At 29.4% G+C, this 5,426-nt stretch carries 4 protein-coding genes; all 4 read right to left on the reverse strand.

Features of this window, described 5'->3' with window-relative positions; translation table 11 throughout:
* Nucleotides 1-461, reverse strand: a 461-nt coding sequence (locus tag J7G74_RS05220; RefSeq protein ID WP_297132735.1) for a Tex-like N-terminal domain-containing protein, incomplete at its 3' end; no start/stop codon positions are given.
* Nucleotides 462-523: 62 nt separating this feature from the next.
* Nucleotides 524-1,634 (reverse strand): peptide chain release factor 2 gene (gene prfB / locus J7G74_RS05225; protein ID WP_297132737.1). Its coding sequence is split into 2 segments (ribosomal slippage): nucleotides 524-1,558 and nucleotides 1,560-1,634, totalling 1,110 coding nucleotides; the frame shifts between segments, so codons are not numbered across the junction.
* A gap of 14 nt (nucleotides 1,635-1,648) precedes the next feature.
* Complete coding sequence (gene secA / locus J7G74_RS05230) at nucleotides 1,649-4,378, reverse strand: preprotein translocase subunit SecA (RefSeq protein ID WP_297132740.1); 2,730 nt, start codon at nucleotides 4,376-4,378, stop codon at nucleotides 1,649-1,651.
* A gap of 139 nt (nucleotides 4,379-4,517) precedes the next feature.
* On the reverse strand, nucleotides 4,518-5,426 hold a 909-nt coding region (locus J7G74_RS05235), incomplete at its 5' end, for a DNA recombination protein RmuC (RefSeq protein ID WP_297132743.1).

Consider the following 5,426-nt stretch of genomic DNA (forward strand, 5'->3'; position numbering starts at 1 on the left):
TCTTCTATAGATTTAACTTCTTTTTCTTCATTTATATATTTTGACGCTTCTTCATCAATATTATTAATATTTTTCTCTAAAATTAATAATGCTAATTCTTCTAAACCTTTTTCTTTAGCTATTGTGGCTCTTGTTCTTTTCTTTTGTTTGAAAGGAGCATAGATATCCTCAACTTCTTGTAGCGTTTTAGCATTTAATAAACTCTTTTCAATATCTTCTGTCAGTTTTCCTTGTTCATCTATTATTCTTTTTACATCTTCTCTTCTTGTTTCTAAATTTCTCAAATAAGTTAGTCTATCATTAAATTGTCTTAATAATACATCACTCATTTCTCCAGTCATTTCTTTTCTGTATCTTGCTATAAATGGTATTGTATTTCCTTCATCAATAAGTTTTATAGTATTATTTATTTGTTCATCTTTTAAGCTAAATTCTTGTTTTAATATTTCATTAATATTCAATTTATACCTTCTTTCTAAAATAAGGCTTAAGAATATAATTATTCTCAAGCCTTATTTTTTAATTATTTACTAATTTTATTCATTTTTAAATATTCATTTATAAATGGATCTATATTTCCATCTAATACACTATCTACATTTCCTATTTCACAGTTAGTTCTATGATCTTTTACTAATTTATAAGGCTGAAAAACGTAAGATCTTATTTGGCTACCCCAAGTAATTTGAGAGTACTTACCTTGTATATCTTCAATTCTTTCTTTTTGCTCTAATTCCTTTAAATGAATTAACTTTCCTTTTAACATCTTCATAGCTGTTTCTCTATTCATCAACTGAGATCTTTCATTCTGACATTGAACAATGACCCCTGTTGGTATATGAGTAATTCTAACTGCAGAATCTGTAGTATTAACATGTTGTCCACCAGCACCTGAAGCTCTATAAGTATCAATCTTCAAATCTGATTGGTTTATCTCAATATCAATATTATCATCTAATTCTGGTGTTATATCTACTGATACAAAAGAAGTATGCCTTTTTCCTGATGTATCATATGGAGATATCCTTACTATCCTATGAACACCCTTTTCACTTTTTAAATACCCATAAGCATTAACACCTTCAACAAGTAAAGTAACACTTTTTATACCTGCTTCCGTATCTGGTAAAAAATCTAAAGTCTTAATTTTATATCCTTTATTATTTGCCCATCTAGTGTACATTCTTAAAAGAATTTGTGCACAATCTTGAGCATCTAATCCACCAGTACCTGCATTTATTGATAATATAGCATTATTTTTATCATACTCTCCATCAAGAAGAGTTTTTATCTTCATATCATCTAATTGTTTTAAAAGACTTGATATCGATGCTTCTATTTCTTTTTCTATAGATGCATCATCTTCTTCAAGACCCATTTCTATTAGTATTTCTATCTCTTCAAGTCCATTTTTCAGACTTTCATATTCTTCAATAGTATCTTTTAAAGATTTATTCTTTTGTAATATTTTTTGAGCTCTTTCATTATCATTCCAGAACTCTTGTTTTGAAATTTCATTCTCTAATGACTCTATTTCTGTTTTTAACCCAGCTATGTCAAAGAGAAACACTCAAATCTTCTAAATTTACAGACATTGATTGAACCTGTTGTCTGTACTCTTGTTCATTAAGCATATGAATCCTCCAAACTATTTCCCACAACAATGTTTGAATTTTTTACCACTACCACAAGGACAAGATTCATTTCTACCTATAGTTTTTTCTTTAACCACAGGAGATTTATCTTCTTTATCACTTGGCGCTGATAATTTATCAACATCAACTACTTGTTTTCTTTCCTTTGGTTGTTGTTCAATAGTTATATTAAATAAATATTTTACTGTATCTTCTTGAATATGTTTAACCATATCATCAAACATATCAAATCCTTCCATTTTATAAGCTATAACTGGATCTTGCTGTCCTAAAGCACGAAGGCCTATACCTTGACGTAATTGATCCATAGCATCTATATGATCTATCCAATGATTATCAACACATTGAAGAAGTATAATTCTTTCTACTTCTCTCATTCTATCAGATCCAATTACTTCTTCTTTTTCTCTGTATAGATTATGAGCTATTTCGTATATTTTATCACTTAATTCTTGTGTTTTTAACTTATCTAAACCTTCAACTTCTAGGCTATCTTTAGGCATGAATAATGCATATAAGTATGATTTTAAGTTTTCTAATTCTATACCATTATCTCCAACATAAGCAGTAGCAGCAGAATTTATTATATCTTTAATCATTCCTTGTACTTGTTCATTTATATCTTCACCTTCTAGAACTCTTGCTCTTTCATCGTATATAACTTGTCTTTGTTTATTCATTACATCATCATATTGAAGCACGTGTTTTCTTATACCGAAGTTTCTTCCTTCAACCTTCTTCTGAGCATTCTCTATAGATTTAGTTAACATCTTATGTTCAACCGGCATATCTTCCTCTAAACCTATTTTTTCTACTATACCTTGTATTCTCTCACTACCAAATAGTCTCATAAGCTCATCATCTAATCCTATATAGAATCTTGAACTACCTGGGTCACCTTGACGTCCAGAACGCCCTCTTAACTGATTATCTATTCTTCTAGATTCATGTCTTTCTGTACCTATTATAGCTAAACCACCAGCTTGTTTAACTTCTTCTTGTTCCTTTTTAGCTTGTTCTTTATATTTTTCATATAAATCATCAAATAAATGCTTAGCTTTTGCTAATTCTTCATCTTGTTCTAGTTCAGCTTCTTCTATATGAGTATCTACTCTTTTAATTGCAGCTTCAGTAAATCCTTGTCTCTTTAATTCTTTTTTAGTTAAGAATAATGGATTTCCACCTAACATTATATCAGTACCACGACCGGCCATATTAGTTGCTATTGTAACAGCACCTAATCTACCAGCTTGGGCAACTATTTCTGCCTCTTTCTCATGATTTTTAGCATTTAACACTTCATGTTTTATACCTTTTCTTTTAAGTATCTGAGAAAGTATCTCTGATTTTTCTATAGAAACTGTACCAACTAGTACTGGTTGTTTATTTTTGTTTCTCTCGATTATATCTTCAGCTACTGCATTAAATTTACCTCTCTCGTTTTTATATACACTATCAGGTAAATCAATCCTTTGAACTGGTTTATTTGTAGGAACTACAACAACATCCATTTTATATATAGATTTAAACTCTTCTTCTTCTGTTTTAGCTGTACCAGTCATACCAGCAAGCTTTTTATACATTCTGAAGTAGTTTTGGAATGTTATAGTAGCAAGAGTTTTAGATTCTCTTTGTACATGTAATCCTTCTTTTGCCTCTATTGCTTGATGTAATCCATCTGAATATCTTCTACCAAACATTAAACGTCCAGTAAATTCATCAACTATAACTATTTCTCCATCCTTAGCTACGTAATCAACATCTTTTTTCATTATAGCATGTGCTTTTAATGCTTGATTTATATGATGATATAATTCAGTATGATCTATATCAGTTATATTATCTACATTAAAGTAAACTTCTGCCTTCTTAATACCTGACTCAGTTAATGAAGCAGATTTTTGTTTTTCATCTATTTCATAATCACCATCTGTAAAGTGTTCTTCTTTTTCTTGTTTAGTTTTTTGTTGCTCTGTTTTACTTGGAGCTTTTAATGTTAATACAAAAGTATTAGCATCTGTATATAAATGTGTTGATTTATCTCCAGGACCAGATATTATAAGTGGTGTTCTTGCTTCGTCTATTAATATAGAGTCAACCTCATCCACTATAGCATAGTTTAATCCCCTTTGAACTTTTTGCTCTTTGTGAATTACCATATTATCTTTTAAGTAATCAAATCCGTACTCATTATTTGTTCCATATGTAATATCACAGTTATATTGTGCTCTTCTAACTTCTGGTGTTTGTCCATGTACTATAACACCTACAGTTAATCCTAAGAATTCATAAAGTTTACCCATTTCTTCTTTATCACGTTTTGCTAGGTAATCATTTACTGTAACTACATGAACACCTTTACCTTCTAAAGCATTTAAGTAAACGGGTGCTGCCGCAACTAATGTTTTTCCTTCACCAGTTTTCATTTCCGCTATTCTACCTTGGTGAAGAACCATACCACCAATAAATTGGACATCATATTGTCTAAGTCCTAAAACTCTTTTAGATGCTTCTCTAACAACTGCAAAAGCCTCAGGTAATATATCATCTAAAGTTTCACCCTTAGTTAACCTTTCTTTAAATTCATTAGTCATATTTTTAAGTTCTTTATCTCTCATAGATTCGAACCTTGGTTCCATCGCATTAATTTTTTCGGCTAATTTAGTGAAATTTTTTAATTCTTTTTTGTCTGCCATATTAAATAAACTATCTAAAAAACCCATTCTATGCATCTCTCCTCATTGTATTATTATACTATTATACATTTTAACATAAAAAGTTAATATTTAATATTAAATATTAACTTTATTGTATATAATCATACTTCTTTCAATATAGTTTTAACTACTCTACAAAATTTATTTAATTTTCCTCTTCATTTGATGAGACTATATATTCGTAAGACTGATTATCACTTAATTTTTCAACACTTTTTAGTTTTCTATTAATTTGCCTTGTTCTTGTACCTACTAATTTATCAATTTCTGAGCTAGCTTGATTTAGTTTGTTTTGAGCTGCATTTAATACAGATTCAAACTTTGAAAACTCCGTCTTAACTGCACCTAGCACTTTCCAAACTTCACTAGAATGTTTTTCAATAGCTAAAGTTTTAAATCCCATTTGTAAACTATTTAAAAGCGCTATTAAAGTTGTCGGTCCTGTCACATTGATTTTATATTCTCTTTGTAAATCTTCAACTAACTGTTGTCTTTTTACTACTTCTGCATAAAGTCCTTCTGTAGGTAAAAATAAAATTCCAAAATCTGTTGTATTAGGTGGATCAATATACTTATCTCTAATATCTTTTGCAGATTTTTTTATAAACCTTTCTAATTCTTTGGATGCACTATCTATATTAGATTGATTGCCTTCTTCATAGGCATCTATTAACTTATTATAGATATCTAAAGGAAACTTAGCATCAAGTGGCAAATATATTGTTTCCTTATATTCATCTCGTCCAGGAAGCTTAATCGCAAATTCTACTGTTTCTCTAGAACCATTTTTAGTAATCACATTTTTTTCATATTGTTCAGTAGTTAAAAACTGTTCTAATATTCTTTCTAATTGTATTTCTCCTAAAACACCTCTAGTTTTTACATTTGAAAGAACTTTTTTTAAATCCCCTACTCCTGTGGCTAAATTTTGCATTTCTCCTAAACCTTTATAAACTTGTTCAAGTCTATCATTAACCATTTTAAAGGATTCCCCAAGTCTTTTTTCTAAAGTATTTTGAAGTTTCTCATCAACTGTCACTCTCATTTTTTCTAA

Origin of the sequence: Terrisporobacter sp. (genome assembly GCF_017888745.1) — a bacterium.
Classification (GTDB): domain Bacteria; phylum Bacillota; class Clostridia; order Peptostreptococcales; family Peptostreptococcaceae; genus Terrisporobacter.

Excerpts from the sequence above, each read along its gene's own strand:
- secA (WP_297132740.1), bottom strand. The coding sequence starts at position 4,378 with ATGGGTTTTTTAGATAGTTTATTTAATATGGCAGACAAAAAAGAATTA.